At 65.7% G+C, this 14,303-nt stretch carries 17 protein-coding genes and 1 riboswitch; of the genes, 9 read left to right on the forward strand and 8 right to left on the reverse strand.

The genetic code is table 11. The annotated features are described in order from the left end of the window. Nucleotides 1–50: 50 nt before the first annotated feature. Nucleotides 51–656, forward strand: coding sequence for a response regulator transcription factor (locus tag CH290_RS22035; RefSeq protein ID WP_019667292.1), 606 nt, complete (start codon nt 51–53; stop codon nt 654–656). On the opposite strand, the gene CH290_RS22040 is transcribed toward CH290_RS22035, so the two are convergent. The 3 genes from CH290_RS22040 to CH290_RS22050 form a co-directional block, all read right to left on the reverse strand. Further along, nucleotides 624–1,907, reverse strand: a complete 1,284-nt coding sequence (locus CH290_RS22040) for an MFS transporter (protein WP_170947491.1) — start codon at nt 1,905–1,907, stop codon at nt 624–626. The two genes, CH290_RS22035 and CH290_RS22040, sit on opposite strands and share 33 nt — an antisense overlap. Before the next feature lie 77 nt (nt 1,908–1,984). Beyond that, the gene (locus tag CH290_RS22045; protein WP_019667294.1) at nt 1,985–2,413 is read right to left on the reverse strand and encodes an Rv0880 family HTH-type transcriptional regulator; all 429 of its coding nucleotides are present in this window, start codon (nt 2,411–2,413) and stop codon (nt 1,985–1,987) included. Nucleotides 2,414–2,465: 52 nt separating this feature from the next. Next, a complete protein-coding gene (locus tag CH290_RS22050; protein ID WP_019667295.1) occupies nt 2,466–3,920 on the reverse strand; it encodes an NCS2 family permease in 1,455 nt (484 codons plus the stop codon). A gap of 18 nt (nt 3,921–3,938) precedes the next feature. On the opposite strand from CH290_RS22050, the gene CH290_RS22055 reads away from it, so the two are divergent. Further along, nucleotides 3,939–4,187 carry a DUF2530 domain-containing protein gene (locus tag CH290_RS22055; RefSeq protein ID WP_019667296.1) on the forward strand — a complete coding sequence of 83 codons (249 nt, stop codon included), beginning with the start codon at nt 3,939–3,941 and terminating at the stop codon, nt 4,185–4,187. Between the two features lie 174 nt (nt 4,188–4,361). Further along, nucleotides 4,362–4,508 carry a hypothetical protein gene (locus tag CH290_RS30345; RefSeq protein WP_167336921.1) on the forward strand — a complete coding sequence of 49 codons (147 nt, stop codon included), beginning with the start codon at nt 4,362–4,364 and terminating at the stop codon, nt 4,506–4,508. Here CH290_RS30345 and CH290_RS22060 read toward each other — a convergent pair. From CH290_RS22060 to CH290_RS22070, 3 genes are read right to left on the reverse strand one after another with little or no spacing between them, the layout of a single operon-like run. Next, entirely contained in the window at nt 4,474–5,022 is a 549-nt protein-coding gene (locus CH290_RS22060) for a phosphatase PAP2 family protein (protein WP_019667297.1), read from the reverse strand. The two genes, CH290_RS30345 and CH290_RS22060, sit on opposite strands and share 35 nt — an antisense overlap. After that, entirely contained in the window at nt 5,012–7,726 is a 2,715-nt protein-coding gene (locus CH290_RS22065) for a sacsin N-terminal ATP-binding-like domain-containing protein (RefSeq protein ID WP_033190692.1), read from the reverse strand. Before CH290_RS22065 ends, CH290_RS22060 begins: the two co-directional genes overlap by 11 nt. After that, complete coding sequence (locus CH290_RS22070) at nt 7,723–8,619, reverse strand: DUF3027 domain-containing protein (protein WP_033190817.1); 897 nt, start codon at nt 8,617–8,619, stop codon at nt 7,723–7,725. Before CH290_RS22070 ends, CH290_RS22065 begins: the two co-directional genes overlap by 4 nt. A gap of 37 nt (nt 8,620–8,656) precedes the next feature. Between CH290_RS22070 and CH290_RS22075 the strand changes: the two genes are divergently transcribed. From CH290_RS22075 to CH290_RS22085, 3 genes are read left to right on the forward strand one after another with little or no spacing between them, the layout of a single operon-like run. Next, nucleotides 8,657–9,487 carry a glutaminyl-peptide cyclotransferase gene (locus CH290_RS22075; protein ID WP_283164031.1) on the forward strand — a complete coding sequence of 277 codons (831 nt, stop codon included), beginning with the start codon at nt 8,657–8,659 and terminating at the stop codon, nt 9,485–9,487. Nucleotides 9,488–9,530: 43 nt separating this feature from the next. Then, nucleotides 9,531–11,165, forward strand: a complete 1,635-nt coding sequence (locus CH290_RS22080) for an MFS transporter (protein WP_170947490.1) — start codon at nt 9,531–9,533, stop codon at nt 11,163–11,165. After that, the gene (locus CH290_RS22085) at nt 11,162–11,683 is read left to right on the forward strand and encodes a DUF2771 family protein (RefSeq protein ID WP_033190690.1); all 522 of its coding nucleotides are present in this window, start codon (nt 11,162–11,164) and stop codon (nt 11,681–11,683) included. The genes CH290_RS22080 and CH290_RS22085 overlap by 4 nt, the downstream gene beginning before the upstream one ends. Here CH290_RS22085 and CH290_RS22090 read toward each other — a convergent pair whose 3' ends face one another. Next, a complete protein-coding gene (locus tag CH290_RS22090) occupies nt 11,684–12,097 on the reverse strand; it encodes a cold-shock protein (protein ID WP_019667303.1) in 414 nt (137 codons plus the stop codon). It abuts the gene before it with no gap. 169 nt (nt 12,098–12,266) lie between these two features. Between CH290_RS22090 and CH290_RS22095 the strand changes: the two genes are divergently transcribed. From CH290_RS22095 to CH290_RS22110, 3 genes are all read left to right on the forward strand, one after another. Continuing rightward, complete coding sequence (locus CH290_RS22095; protein ID WP_019667304.1) at nt 12,267–12,485, forward strand: hypothetical protein; 219 nt, start codon at nt 12,267–12,269, stop codon at nt 12,483–12,485. Nucleotides 12,486–12,500: 15 nt separating this feature from the next. Next, entirely contained in the window at nt 12,501–12,872 is a 372-nt protein-coding gene (locus tag CH290_RS22100; protein WP_033190689.1) for a YccF domain-containing protein, read from the forward strand. A 286-nt stretch (nt 12,873–13,158) separates the two neighbouring features. Next, a riboswitch (cyclic di-AMP (ydaO/yuaA leader) is annotated at nt 13,159–13,356 on the forward strand. 10 nt (nt 13,357–13,366) lie between these two features. Continuing rightward, on the forward strand, nt 13,367–13,981 hold the full coding sequence (locus tag CH290_RS22110; RefSeq protein ID WP_019667307.1) for a transglycosylase family protein: 615 nt from the start codon (nt 13,367–13,369) through the stop codon (nt 13,979–13,981). Between the two features lie 76 nt (nt 13,982–14,057). On the opposite strand, the gene CH290_RS22115 is transcribed toward CH290_RS22110, so the two are convergent. Then, entirely contained in the window at nt 14,058–14,246 is a 189-nt protein-coding gene (locus CH290_RS22115; protein WP_019667308.1) for a hypothetical protein, read from the reverse strand. Nucleotides 14,247–14,303: the final 57 nt, after the last annotated feature.

Consider the following 14,303-nt stretch of genomic DNA (forward strand, 5'->3'; position numbering starts at 1 on the left):
ACTCCCGCCCACCCCGGTCACTCCGCAGGCTCCACTCCTAAGGTTGGTTCATGATTCGCGTACTCCTGGCCGACGACGAGAACCTGATCCGTTCCGCCCTCGCGACGATGCTGTCGCTCGAGGACGACATCGACATCGTGGCGCAATCCGATTCCGGGGAAGCAGCCGTCACCGCGGCGCAGCAACACTCACCCGACATCGCTGTTCTCGACCTGCAGATGGGCGGAATCGACGGTATCGAGGCCGCGGGACTCATTGCCGACGCCGTCCCCACCTGTGCCGCCATCATCGTCACCAGCCACGGCAGGCCGGGGTATCTCAAGAAAGCATTGGAAGCCGGAGTTCGCGGGTTCCTACCGAAGACGACATCGGCCGCGACGCTCGCCGAAGTTGTCCGGACCGTGCACGGCGGCGGCCGATACGTCGATCCATCGCTCGCCGCGGAAGCAATCGGCGCGGGAGATTCTCCACTGACCCCGCGTGAAGCGGACGTGCTCGAGTTCGCGGCGGACGGCGCGACCATCGCCGAAATCGCCTCACGCGCTCACCTGTCCCAGGGAACCACACGCAATTACCTGTCCTCGGCCGCTGCGAAACTGGGAGCAGCCAATCGGCACGAGGCGTCAGCCGTTGCGCGACGCCACGGCTGGATTTGACGTCACTTCCAGGGACGGCAGCCGACGACCGGGCGCGGCCCGGCTGACCCCGATCCGTAAACCGTTGTGCTTCAGCAGGTACACGGCCGCGATGACGCCGGTCAGGAGCGAGACGACGCCGCCGACGACGAGAGGGGCGCGGGGGTCCAGTACGTCCGCCAACCACCCGAGGACCGGACTTCCGATCGGTGTACCGCCGAGGAAACAGAGCATGTAGATACCCATGACTCGTCCGCGCATGTCCGACGGCACGGACATCTGCAGTATGTTCATCGCGGACGTCGAGAACGTCAGGTTCAGTGCACCCGTCGGAATCAGCAGCAGCGCAACGAGCAGGTAGTTGGGCATCAGGCCGACGAGAAGTTCGAACACACCGAACGCGATGACCGCCCCGAGGAACAACCGGAGCCGAGGCGTCGTCGATCGTCGCGCGGCCAACGTCGCTCCCAGCAATGTGCCCACCGCCAGCGTCGTCGACAGCAGACCGTATGCATCGGCACCGCTGCCGAACGAGTTCCGAGCCAACACCGCAAGACTCAGCGGAAAGTTCAAGCCGAACGTGGACACCACGAACACCGTCGCCAGCAACACTCGCAGGTCGGGCCGTCCCCACACGTAGGAAAAACCGGCTCGTACTTGCCCTTTCGCTCGTGGGGCACGTTCCACGGCGAACAAGTCCTTGGCGCGCATCGCGATCAACGCACCGAAGACGGCGGCGAACGACGCTGCGTTGATCAGAAAGACCCAGCCCGTTCCCACGAGCGTGATCAGGACACCGGAAATCGCGGGCCCGATGATCCTGGCCATGTTGAACGTCATGGAATTCAACGCAATTGCGTTGGACAGAGTCTCCTTGCCGACCATCTCGATGGTGAAGGACTGACGCACCGGAGCGTCGATGGCGGACGAGCACCCCAGCACGAAGGCGATGACATAGACATGCCACAACTCGACTACGTTGCCCACGTCCAACAGTCCGAGCACCAGACCACACACCGCAGCGAAGACCTGCGTGATCATCAGAAGCTTGCGCTTGTCGTAGCGGTCCGCCAGCACACCGCCCCACACCGACAGCAGCAACGTCGGACCGAACTGCAACGCCATGACGATGCCGACGGCAAACCCGTTACCGCCGGACAACGTCAGAACCAACCAGTCCTGAGCAACACGTTGCATCCAGGTCCCGACGAGCGACACGATCTGCCCCGACGCCCACAATCGGTAATTGCGCGTACGAAGCGCAGCGAACATCGGCAAGGCTGTGGGCACCCCATAGATATTAAACCTATCTAACGAGTCGTTCCGCAGGCTCCACTTCCGCTCCCTGCCTATTCGGACTCGCTCACCAACGCGCTGATGATCCCGACGGCATCGCGCAGGGTTGCGAGCTGGGTCTCGTTCAACCCGGCCAGCTGCGCAGTCATCCACGCCTCCCGCGCACTCGCCTCGTCCGCGATGAGCGTGTGCCCGGCGGGCGACAGCGACACGATCACCTGACGGCCGTCGGTCGGATGCGCGGTGCGCACCACCAATCCCAGGTCTGCCAGTGACGCGATGACCCTGGTCATCGACGGTGGCTGCACGCGTTCACGAGCCGCGAGAGCCCCCGGTGTCATGTCCCCCTCTCGGCTCAGCGTGGCCAAGGCCGACAGCTGAGTCAACGACACTTGCGAATCGACTCGTCTCCCCCTCAGATGACGAGTCAATCGCACGACGGCAAGCGACAGGTCGCTCGCCAGTTCACGGTTGTCCTTCACGTTATTTCCCGACGTCACAGCGAGGAGACTACGCCTAGCAGCGAGGATGAGCTCAGGTAACCGCGTCCGTGATGGGTCCGACCACGAAATACGCCACGAACAGTAGAGCGACGACCCAGAGCAGGGGATGTACCGACTTGGCCTTGCCTCGACCGACCGCGAGTATCACCCAGGCGATGAAGCCGACGCCGATACCGTTCGCGATGGAGTAGGTGAACGGCATCACGAGGATGGTCAGGAACGCGGGAAGAGCGATCTCGAACTTCGTGAAATCGATGTCCCTGACCTGTCCGATCATCAACGCACCGACCACGACCAGGGCGGGGGCCGCGGCTTCGATCGGGACGATGGCGGTCAACGGCGTCAGGAACATCGCGGCGAGGAACAGCACACCGGTGACGACGTTGGCCAGGCCGGTACGCGCTCCTTCCGCGATTCCCGACGCGGACTCGACGAACACCGTGTTCGACGACGCCGACGCCCCGCCGCCGGCGATGGCTCCGGTGCCTTCGATGACGAGTGCCTTGCCGATGCCGGGGAGCGTGCCCTTCTCGTCGACGAGATTCCCCTCCTTGCCCAGACCGGTCATCGTTCCCATCGCGTCGAAGAAGTTCGCGAGCACGAGCGTGAACACCAGCAGGCTGGCAGCCAGTACACCGATGCGGGTGAACGCACCGAACAGGTTCACATCTCCGACCAACGACAGGTCGGGGATCTGGAAGAGCTGATCCGGGAGAATCGGGACGCTGAGGTTCCACCCCTTGGGGTCGACGCCCTGCGACGGACCCACGTCGGTGACGGCCTCGACGATGGCCGCGACGACGGTGGTGACGACGATTCCGATGAGCAGTCCACCGCGCACCTTGCGTGCGACGAGGATGCCCATGAGGAGAAGTCCGAAGACGAACACTGCCGTCGGCCACGACGCGATGGAGCCGTCGATGCCGAGCCCGACGGGAACCGTCGTACCGGCGGCGTCGGGAATTCGCCGGACGAATCCGGAGTCGACCAGACCGATGAACGCGATGAACGCTCCGATGCCGGCCGCGATCGCAGCTTTCAGCTCGGACGGGATCGCGTTGAACACGGCGGTACGGAATCCGGTGACGGCCAACAGCACGATGATGATCCCGTCGATCACCACCAGACCCATTGCCTCGGGCCAGGTGACCTGAGGCGCAATGGTCACCGCCAGCAGGGTGTTGATGCCGAGTCCGGCTGCGATGCCGAAGGGGTAGTTGGCGACGATGCCGAACAGAATCGACATGAATCCCGCGACGAGCGCGGTCACGGCAGCGACTTGCGACACCGGCAAGATGTTGCCGAGCACGTCCGTCTTGGCCGCGGCGTCGTCGGCGGAGAAGCTGCCGAGGATCAACGGGTTGAGTACGACGATGTACGCCATCGCGACGAACGTGACGACGCCGCCGCGCACTTCGGATCCAACGGTGGATCCACGTTCGGTGATCTTGAAGTAGTTGTCCAGGAGCCGGGACTGGAAGGCCATGGAGGTAACCTACATTTCGTGGACCCCGAGTCGGAACCGAACGAGCTCAGCCCCAGGCTGACCGATCCGGCTCCGGTGCTCGCGGCCGGTCTCGCTCTGTGGATCGCGGCAACGGTGGTCGTTCTGCTCGTCGGCGAACGGTGGTCGTCGGCGCTGCCCGTCTGCTGGGCCGGAATCGGCGTCGGAGCAACCGGTTACGTGGTGTTTCTCGTCCAACGCGCAGCATCGAGGCGCGGCAAAAAGACCGCGCAGCGCGGCTTGAACTGACCGACCGCCGTCCATAACCCACGTCACGTCGTGCCGCCGCACGTAATCGTCGTCACGCCACACATGCTCTGACGTGCGGAAACTCACCTCTGAATCGGTTGAGTTACACAGATTTAACGTGGAGTATTGGTTATGTCAGTTTCAAGCAACCGAGTAATCCACGAAAGCAAGGCCATGAAGTTCGTTTCGCAGTTCCGTACCCGCCGTAACCACACCCGCTCGCTTCGCGCCCTCTACGCACGCGCACACGCAGTCAGCAGCCCCTCGATGCGCGACGAACTCCTCGTCATCGCGCAGCGGTCCGACTACGCGGGTCGCTGATCGCACGGACCACGACGATCCACAGCAGTCCCCACAGGGCTCCGAACACCCAGCCCGCCAGCACGTCCGTCGTCCAATGGGCGCCCAGGTAGATCCGGGAGAACCCGATCGCCAGGGTGCCGACGACGGGCAACGCCAGCAGACTGCGCCTGTGCAGCCACGGCGTTCGTGACGTCACCAGGACAGCGATCGTCACCGTCGCGAGGATCGCGGACATCATCGCGTGGCCGGACGGGAACGAATAGCTCGAGATCTCGACCAGTCGCTCCGGAACCGGTGGCCTGGCACGCCCCCACAGCAGCTTGGCCAGACTCATTGCGCCCCAACCCGTCAGCATGGCACCGCCGACCATGATCGCGTCGGGCCGCCGGCCGGACATCAGCAATGCCGAGCATCCCGCGATGGACCACACGAACATCCACACCGTGTTCCCGAGTGTCGTGATCACCCAGAACAGTGACGTCACCCAGGCCACGCGATGCTCGACCATCCACAGAAGGACGTCAGCGTCCACCCTCGGCCTCCCTGTTGTCGGCGATGTGAGTGGTGCCGTCCTCGGCCACCCACCAAGCGAGGGTTCGGTCCCCCGCCACAGCTCCGCGAAGTCGAACGATCAATTCGTGGTGCACGACGACCCGCCCCACGGGTAAGTCGAGTCCCAGTGCCGCGCAGGCCAACACCGCCGATGGCTCACGATCGAAGGAACTCACCCGTCCCACGCCTCGGACATCACCCTGGACAGCGTCCGAGGCGAGGCGCACATCGAGCACCGAAGCCAGCACGGACGCGGACTCCAGTGTCGACAGCACGGTGACGTCGGCGTCGAGGACGGCTGCGAGCCACGGTCGATCGAGCACCATCGCATCGATCGGGTCGACGAGTGCACCCGACACGGATCGAACCTGCGGTGGCAGGTCCAGGTCGTCCTCCTCGACGCGCCCCGACGCCACTGCGTCGGCGATCGCTGTATGAGTTGTCGCGATCACCGCAGGAGTCGGTGTGCGCGAGGGATCGGCGAGACGGTCGATCAGCAGCCGGGTGAACCAGGCGCTGTCGCAGTGGGTCGGCGCCAGCGCAGCTGCGAGATCGTCCGCACTCGGGTGCTCGAACACGTCGAGCAGTCCGTCGAACGTCGTGTCCGACGGCGCACGGTAGGTTCCGACCGACGTGCCGTCGACGACGGCGTGACGCCGCAACCACCACGCGGTGTATCCGTCCCGATCCTGCAGCGCGGCACGCGTTCTCGGATCCGCCAACAGCTGTGACAGCGCTTCCGGCCAGGCATCGGAGTCCACGAGATCCAGGTCGCGGACCGCGACGAGCGTCTCCGGGTCATCGGCCAGCGACGCCCACCACTCGGCCTCGTCGTCGAGATCGTGATCCGGCTCGGTCGGCAGGTCGTCGGTGACGACCCCGAATCCCCAGCCGACACCCACAGCGCGTAGCGCATCCGGTCCGTGTGAACGCACGACGGCGGGATCGACCGTGCCGAACGGCGAGTCCTCGGCCAAGACGGCCGCCAACGGTGCGTCGGGCAGCAACAATTCGTCCGCCGCACGCAGTTCGCCGGTGGAACTGGCCAGCGGAATCGATCCGAGCCACCCGGGCAGACCGTCGGCGTTCGCGGCAAGAGTGAGTACGGCGTCGGTCAGCTCGTCGACGGCATCACCGTCGTCCCAGTCCAGTTCGTCCAGAAGAGCTTCCAGCGCAGGATCGGACAGCATCTCCGCGGCGGACAACTGTGCCGCGCCCAGCCTCGTCAACAGTGGACGAGCGGCATCGGGGTGAACCAACCGAGTCCAGTGCACCCCGATCGCACCGCTGACGCCGTCGGCGAGCACCGTCGTCCGCGGCCCCGTCACCGTACGGCCGTCCGCGAGTGGAACAGGAAGTGCAGCAAGCTCTTCCGATGCAACGCCGTCGACGACGAGAGCGGCGAGCCCGTCGTACAAGCGACCCCACCATGCCGGTTCGCGGTCCACACCGGTGAGCATCTCGGCGAGACGTGCCAAACCGATGCGACGAACACAGGCCGCCGCCAACGCCGCTGCGTGTCGTGGACCGGACATCGACGGCGCAACCAGGTCCGGGAACGTCTCGGCCATCACCTCCGCCAACTCGTCGGTCAGCCCGGGCAGAACCATGGCGCGGGACGGAACCAGATCCACCCCTCCGACTCCGAGAAGCCATGCAGTGGAGGATGCCTCACGCAGAATCGACTCCCGCAGGACCTCGTCCACGGCACTGCGCGCGAACCCGGGCACCGGGACGAACACAGGCCGCACCGAGGGAGGCAGGGCCGCCAGCATCCGGCCGTATCCGGCGGCAAGCCCGGCCACATCGGCACCGGGCAGTACCCGTCGGCGATCGGGTTGCATGGCCACGTCGGCGATCGGTATCGCCGGTAGCGACAACTCCTCGTCCGACCGCGTGGGCGCGCGAAGAACATTCGCGGAATCGGGTACCGGCCGGCCGTCGACGGTCGGCATCAGCCACCGCACACGCTCGGTGCGATACTGCCACCACCGGCGCCCGTCCACGTCGACGGCTTCCACCCCGACGCCGACGTCGGTGACGGCGCGTTCGAGCCGGTCGCCCGCGATGTCGATGACCGTCAGAGCTTCCAGTTCCAGCAACAGCGACGCCGCGTCCTCGCGCATCGAAGCGAGGATCTCGTCGGCGTCTCGCACCCGCAACACGATTTCGGAGTCGAACCCGTCGGCGGGCGGGACCGAACTCGGCCACGCCAGTCGCAGAACCGGAACACCGGTCGCCGGCGGCACCACCCCGGCGTCCTCCAGCGCCTGCATCGTCCGATCGGCGCTGAAGACCACTCCGCCTGCAGCGGAACGGAATTCGATCTCGTCACTGACTGCGCGCACCGCGGTGAAACCGACACCGAACCGGCCGACACCCTCGGTTTTCGCGGACGCCCGCAACGCCGTCAGAGCGTGCACCCCACTTCGATCGAGCGGAGCGCCGGTGTTCGCGACGTGCAGGAACTCCCCATCCGACCACGCGCGGAGCGAACCGGGCACCCCGCCGCGTGCGGCAGCGTCGGCGGCGTTCTGCGCCAGCTCGGTCAGCAGCCGTTCGCGATAACCACCGCGCACCAGATCACTCTCGGTGGCAGAGTCCTCCCGCAATCGCGTCGGCGACGACGTCCACGCGGACAGAACCGCCGCACGCAGCGATTCGGTGTCGAATGGATCGCTCAATCGGTCGATCGATCGTCCTGCTCGGCGGCGTCGGCGATAGCCTCCGACTCGGCCTCGGGCGCGGCGACCTCAGGCGTGGCGGCCTCAGGCTCGGCATCAGGCGCGGCGGCCTCCGGTCCGGGTGGTGTGGCGACGACCTCGAGAGCCGCGTCGTCGTACGGGTCGAACTGCGGGGACCCGGCGCCGGTCGGCAGCTCGGTGTCGGAGTGCGCACCACAGCCGTACTCGACGTGCACCACTCGCCCGTCGGCGGAGTACTCGTTGCCGCACACTCCGAAGGCAGCCGACAACGACCCCGCGATCGGCAGGAAGAATCCGCAGAGCCCGCAGGTCGACGGAGCGGCCTTCGCCATCTCGCTGCCCGGGCCGAAGTCACCGTCGTGCCACCGTTCGGCTGCGTCGAGCCTCTCCTCCCGGCTCGGAACCTGGGTGCGACCCAGACCCAGTTCGAGAGCGACGTCGTCGACAGCGGGGTCACCGGTCGCCACGTACCCGGGAACCAGACGCGGATCCTGGTGCCGGGGCGGGAGTAGATCACCCGGTCCGAGGTCGCCCGGACGGATCCGCTCGTCCCACGGCAACCACGCGGGCGCAACGAGAGCATCGGGGCCCGGGAGCAACACGATTTCACTGATGGTCGCGACGTCGGCGTCCTCGGGCGCGGCGACGACCACCGCCCACTGCCATCCGCGGTAGCCCTGCAATTCGGCACGGAAGCGGTGGGTGGCCGCCGAGCGATCCTCGGCGGTGACGCCGAGATATTCTCCGACGCCGCCTTCGGCCGAATCGATCAGCGCCGCACGAGCCAACTCCGCGGCGTCGGCGAGAACGGGACGAATCTGGTCGAGCTCAGGAGACGATGTGAAACTCACACATTCATTTTGCCGCATCACTTCGGATGCGCCCAGTTCGGGCTGCCATGATGGGGCGATGCCTGCGCCGTTTCGTTCCAGGGTGAAGACCACAGCGGCCGCCGCGATGGGTCTGCTCACCGCGGCGGGACTGGTGACCGGATGCACCGAGACGGAACCGGAATCGTCGGCGACATCGGCCGACGCGCTGTCCGTCACCGTTGTTCGCACACTGCCCCACGACCGGACGTCGTTCACCCAGGGGCTCGAGATCTCCGACGGCGAGCTGTACGAGAGCACGGGCCGCAACGGAACGTCCTACGTCCGCGTGAGCGACCTCGACACAGGCGACATCCTTCGGCAGGTCGACCTGTCCTCCTCCTACTTCGGTGAAGGCATCACCGTCACCGACAGCACGGCCTGGCAGATCACCTGGCAGGACGGTGTCGCGTTCGCCCGCGACCCGCAGACACTGGCCGAACGCGCCCGCGTCGACTACGACGGTGAAGGGTGGGGACTGTGCGAAGCGCCGACGGACGGTTCGTCGCGGCTGATCATGAGTGACGGTTCGTCGACGCTGACGTTCCGCGATCCGGCGACGTTCGACGCCACCGGCGAGGTATCGGTCACCCGGGACGGGAACCCGCTGTCGAACCTCAACGAGCTCGAGTGCGCCGAGGACGGATCCGTGTACGCGAACGTGTGGAAGACGTTCGACATCGCGCGGATCGATCCGCAGACCGGCGCCGTCACGGCGATGATCGACGCTCGGCCGCTGTGGGACGCCATGACCGACGAGGAACGGGCCGGAGCCGACGTCCTCAACGGCATCGCACAGATACCGGGCACCGACCGGTTCCTCGTGACCGGAAAATTGTGGCCGACGATGTACGAGGTGGAGTTCACGTGAGTCGGTGTACTCGCCCATCCGACTTTCAGTGCAGAATTGATCCGTGACCGATCCCCGTGATTCCGACGCCCCCGCGGGTGAGGACCACCCAGGGTTCGACAATTACCGGCCGGCCCCCCGCGCCGCGAGCCGGCGTACCCCGCTGCCTCCTCTGCACCCACCGAATCCCCAGCCTCAGGCCGATCGGCCGCAGGACCGGAAACCGCAAGGGCCGAAAGCTCCCCCGATTCCGCGGAAGCTGACGGTCACCCGGGTCGCCGCGATGCGGAGCCGAGAACTGACGGGCAAGGGCATCGCGACGTTCCAGCGCGCAGCAAAAGCCGACGGCGCCGACAAGTCCGGCCTGACGGCACTGACCTACGCGACCATGGCCAACTTCGCGTCCGACGCTGCCATCGCCGTCGCCCTGGCCAACACGTTGTTCTTCTCTGCCGCAACCGGCGAGGACAAGCTGAAGGTCGCGCTCTACCTCGTCATCACGATCGCACCGTTCGCCGTCATCGCGCCGCTGATCGGACCGATGCTGGACAGGTTGCAGCACGGCCGTCGCATCGCGCTCGCCACCTCGTTCGGTCTGCGGACGGTGCTGGCGGTGGTGCTGGTGTTCAACTTCGACAGTTGGGTCCTGTATCCGGCCGCACTGGGAATGTTGGTGCTCAGCAAATCCTTCGCGGTACTCAAATCCGCGGTGACGCCCCGCGTACTTCCACCCGAGATAGACCTCGTGAGGGTCAACTCGCGGCTCACGGTGTTCGGCCTCATCGGCGGCACCATCGTCGCGGGCGGAATTGCCGCCGGAATCGCGTTCGTCGCAGGCTCCCCTGGTGCGCTCTGGTTCGTCGCCGCCGTCACGGTGTTCGGTGCATACCTGAGCATGCGCATCCCCTCGTGGGTGGAGGTCACCGAAGGCGAAGTCCCCGCAACCCTGAGCTACCACGGCGACGACGCCCAGACGGAAGTGATCCGTCGCGGCCGAGCCGGGGAAACACCGTCGGCGACGCCCGCGAAGGCGCGACGCCAGCCGCTGGGCAAAGCTGTGATCATCGGGCTCTGGGGCAACGGAACCATCCGAATCCTGACCGGGTTTCTGACGCTCTACGTGGCCTTCGTCGCGAAAGCTCAGACCGAACACGAGCCGATCAAGCAGGCTGCGATGCTGGGGCTCGTCGGCGCCGCTGCCGCGATCGGCAACTTCGCCGGCAACGCGGCAGGCGCTCGGATCAAGCTGGGCAGGCCCGCCATCGTCGTCCTCCGGTGCACCACCGCGGTCACCGTCGGCGCGATCGTCGCAGCGATCACCGGCAGTCTGCTGACCGCCGCGCTCGCAGCGCTGATCGCATCCGCGGCGAGCGCACTGGCCAAGGTCTCGCTGGATGCATCACTGCAGTCGGACCTGCCACCGGAATCCATTGCCTCCGGATTCGGCCGATCCGAGACCGTGCTCCAGCTCTGCTGGGTGATGGGCGGAACCATGGGCGTACTGCTGCCCACCGAGTTCTGGCTCGGTTTCACCGTCGTGTCGGTGGTGCTTACGATCGGTCTGGTCCAAACCTTCCTCACCTACCGTGGGAAGTCGCTGCTCCCCGGATTCGGGGGCAACCGACCCGATCACGCCGACCAGGAAATCCCCGACGCCGTCGGACATCCGTCCGCCGCGACCAGCACGAACAGAACGTGAGCACAGTGAATTTCGCACCGAAGACCAAGAAGATACTGGCCATCGGCACCGTCGGCCTCGTAGTCGTCGCAGTTGCGTTCGTCGCGGTTCTCGCGTTGCTCGTCAAGGATGCACCGTCGCACCGGCCGACCGTCACCGCATTCGCCGACGGTAGATCCGTCGTCGTCGAGCCGTACCTCTACTGCCCCGTGAACGAGCCGCTGTGCGACACCGACGGCACCAGCGCCACCGTTCCGGTGAGCGAGGGCCACCCGTTGCAGCTGTCGTTGCCCGGTGAGATCACGTCGGCGCCCTGGATCCTCGCCGCGGTCTACGCGGACGGCGACGGCGCCGTCGAGTCGGACACCCTCTACCTGCCCGACGAGAAGCTGGGCATGACGGTCCAGCCCCTCGACGACGAGGGCAGGGAGCTACTGGGCGTCGAAATCCGACTGCCGTCGGGCGTCATCGACTCCGACACTCAGCAGGAGGAGATCATCAGCCACGCGATCTGGTCGATCGCGACCAAGACCGACTGATCAGCTGTCGAGCTCACGCGCGACGGCGCGGACGACCTCGGAGATCTTCTGAGCGGTCTTGCGGTCCGGGTACTTGCCCTTGCGCAGCTCCGGCTGAATGGTGGCCTCGAGCAACGTGATCATGTCCTCGACCATGCCGTGCAGCTGGTCCGGGGTGTGCTTGCGCTCGACATGCTCACGCCGACCCTGAGTGTTCTGACGCACGGTCGGAGCCGGTTCGAGGACCTTGAGACTGAGCGCCTGGGGTCCGCGGCGGCCTGCGGCCATGCCGAATTCCACGCGCTGACCGGCCTTGAGGCCGTCGACACCTGCAGGGAGCGCAGACGAGCGAACATAGACGTCCTCACCTTCCTCCTGAGAGAGAAAGCCGAATCCCTTGTCGACGTCGTACCACTTCACCTTGCCGGTAGGCACTGCGCTCACCCGTCCATTTGTCTCGATTGTTGTTGCTGGCACAAAATTTCGCGCCCCGCACGATCGGCGAGACGCGAATACGACAGTCTACCGCGAGTGGGCCGGTGCAAGCACCTGGGTTTCTCCGTCGGGTGAGCCGACGTCCAGCGAGCGACTACCGTCTGGAGATGTGACCGATCGACGACCCCGAGGCAGCTCGGCTCTGCTGCGCGTAGCACTCGTTCTTTTCGTTGCCGGACTGGTTGCCATCGCGGCGATCTTTCTGGTTCCGGCGGTGGGCGGAAACGAGCCGCCGCTGTGGCTGTACCTGACCGCGATGATCGCCGCACCGCTCGGCTTCGTGCTGGCGCTGGTGTTCGCACTGTTTTCCGGCCGACGAGCACGATAGACGGGAGTACCGACCATGCGTCCGATACTGAACATCATCTGGCTGATCTTCGGCGGGCTGTGGCTCGCCCTCGGATATTTCGCAGCGGGAATCATCTGCTGCATCCTCATCATCACGATTCCGTTCGGAATTGCGTCCTTCCGAATCGGCGTCTACGCACTGTGGCCGTTCGGAAAGACGGTCGTCGAACGTCCGACGTCGGGGGTCGCATCGGTGATCGGCAACGTGATCTGGTTGATCGTCGCCGGTGTCTGGCTCGCCATCGGGCACATCGCGACTGCCGTCGCGATGGCCATCACCATCATCGGGATCCCGCTTGCGATCGCGAACCTGAAGATGATTCCGATCTCCCTGATGCCGCTCGGCAAGGACATCGTCGACGCGTGATCACTTCTGCCCCTTCCGCCCCAATCCGGATGGGTGTGACTTCCATCACATAACAGGGTGGTAACGGAAGGGCAACGGACGGACGTCGTCGCGGTGCCGACGCCTCTAGCTGCAGATTCGTTCGTTACCGAAAATCGGACACGAGCACGCCGCGTAGCGGCTCGAAAAAGCAACAGTTACCAAATGGTGACACTCCACGGGAACTTCAGTACGGTCAGTGGCGGCTGAGAAACTTCGGCCGAATCCGTTCCCGCAGCGCCAAACCTCGTCCCGCGGAAACGGACCCCCACCAAGAACACCCAGGGGACGAGGACGGGGGACCCACACGTCCTCTCGGATAACCGGAACGCTCCGCTCACGCGGAACATTCCTTGGGGTGAAGCCCGTCGATCCTGCAGTGATCTCACTGCTGGACACGCCGGGCCGGGCTACCTCTCAGCCCGAACCCGACAGCTGACCTCGCAGGCGCCTGTGGAGAGGATTCGAAGAAAAGTATGAGCGGACGTCATCGCAAGCCGACCACCACCGGCCGCACCGTCGCCAAGGTCGCCGTCACCGGCGCCATCATGGGCACCGCAGGCATCGCCTTCACCGGTACCGCCAACGCAGCTCCTGACTCCGATTGGGACCGTCTCGCTCAGTGCGAAGCAGGCGGCAACTGGGGCATCAACACCGGCAACGGTTTCCAGGGTGGTCTGCAGTTCTCCCCGAGCACCTGGAACTCGCACGGCGGCCAGCAGTACGCAGCCACCGCGAACCAGGCCAGCCGCGAAGAGCAGATCGCAGTCGCCGAGAAGGTTCTCGCATCGCAGGGCTGGGGCGCATGGCCCTCCTGCTCCTCGAGCCTCGGCCTCAGCAGCGCACCGTCCGAGCGCAGCGTGCCTGCCTCGCCGAAGTCCGCTCCCGAAGCACCCAAGCTCCCCGACCTGACGTCCATCCCGACGGTCGACGGCTCTGCCGAGGTCATCGACGGCATCACGAGCGCCGTGCAGACCTTCACCAACGACCCGCAGATCGCCTCGATCATCAAGGACGCGACGCAGGGCATTCAGCTCGACCCGCAGCTGGTCGAGTTCTACCAGGCCAACAAGGCGTTCCTGCCTCAGTAAGGCACATCGCCGGTACGAGAAAGGCCCCCGAGACCGTGGTCTCGGGGGCCTTTCTCGTCTGTTCGTATCGGCTGTGTCAGCGGTTGACGACGGTCACAGGGTGCGCGTAGGGCAGTTCCTCCACGGGCAGCGGGAACTCGGTCTCCTCGCCGTACGGCGACAAGCCTCCCGAGCGCGTGGACGACAATTCCGTCACCGCATGGTCACCGCGTGCGGTGTCCGGCCAGCCTGGATCGACATAGGGCTTCTTCGACTTGTTCACCATGCGCCCATTTTGACACCTGCGCTGCGGCATACACCAGCCCAGGTCACTAATCTGATA

Origin of the sequence: Rhodococcus sp. 06-156-4, assembly GCF_002259345.1 — a bacterium.
Taxonomy (GTDB): domain Bacteria; phylum Actinomycetota; class Actinomycetes; order Mycobacteriales; family Mycobacteriaceae; genus Rhodococcoides; species Rhodococcoides fascians_E.

What these genes read in the sequence shown, in the direction of transcription:
- CH290_RS22035 (WP_019667292.1), top strand. Translation starts at nt 51, where the DNA reads ATGATTCGCGTACTCCTGGCCGACGACGAGAACCTGATCCGTTCCGCC.
- CH290_RS22040 (WP_170947491.1), bottom strand. Translation starts at nt 1,907, where the DNA reads ATGTTCGCTGCGCTTCGTACGCGCAATTACCGATTGTGGGCGTCGGGG.
- CH290_RS22050 (WP_019667295.1), bottom strand. Translation starts at nt 3,920, where the DNA reads ATGGCCTTCCAGTCCCGGCTCCTGGACAACTACTTCAAGATCACCGAA.
- CH290_RS30345 (WP_167336921.1), top strand. Translation starts at nt 4,362, where the DNA reads ATGAAGTTCGTTTCGCAGTTCCGTACCCGCCGTAACCACACCCGCTCG.
- CH290_RS22075 (WP_283164031.1), top strand. Translation starts at nt 8,657, where the DNA reads ATGCCTGCGCCGTTTCGTTCCAGGGTGAAGACCACAGCGGCCGCCGCG.
- CH290_RS22100 (WP_033190689.1), top strand. Translation starts at nt 12,501, where the DNA reads ATGCGTCCGATACTGAACATCATCTGGCTGATCTTCGGCGGGCTGTGG.
- CH290_RS22110 (WP_019667307.1), top strand. Translation starts at nt 13,367, where the DNA reads ATGAGCGGACGTCATCGCAAGCCGACCACCACCGGCCGCACCGTCGCC.
- CH290_RS22115 (WP_019667308.1), bottom strand. Translation starts at nt 14,246, where the DNA reads ATGGTGAACAAGTCGAAGAAGCCCTATGTCGATCCAGGCTGGCCGGAC.